Source organism: Pseudomonas sp. CROZ-RG-20F-R04-15 (assembly GCF_022662375.1).
GTDB lineage: Bacteria > Pseudomonadota > Gammaproteobacteria > Pseudomonadales > Pseudomonadaceae > Aquipseudomonas.
On record NZ_JAKNQL010000079.1, the window covers coordinates 1 to 368 of the forward strand.

Annotated in this window: 1 protein-coding gene; it reads right to left on the reverse strand. The window is 64.7% G+C overall.

Annotation, left to right across the window (positions count from 1 at the left end):
- A partial coding sequence (locus L8H52_RS30350) for a type II secretion system F family protein (RefSeq protein ID WP_242210172.1) occupies nt 1-368 on the reverse strand: 368 nt, incomplete at both ends.

Genomic DNA, 368 nt, shown 5'->3' on the forward strand with positions numbered 1-368 from the left:
CGTGGCCGCGCCGCCAGCGATTCGGCCAGACGCATGCCGCTGCGCACATCCGCACGTACGGCGCTGAGGGTGTGGGCAATGTGTTTTTTCTCGGCCTGCTCGACCGTAGCACTCAACGCCGCTTCCAGCGGCAGACTGGCGCCGAGCAGGCTCGCCAATTGCCGCGTGGCCCACGCAAGGTCGTTGTCCGAGAGTTTCGGGCTGAACAACCCGCCCCCGCCATGATGGGCGACGTTGCTTTCCTTGTGCACCGACAACGCGGTCAATCCACGCCCGCGTAATGTTGTGAACGCAGCAGCCTGGCTGTCCGCCTCAAGGTGCCCGGATTCGATCTTGCCGGTGGCATCGGCGGCTTCAAAACGATAGCG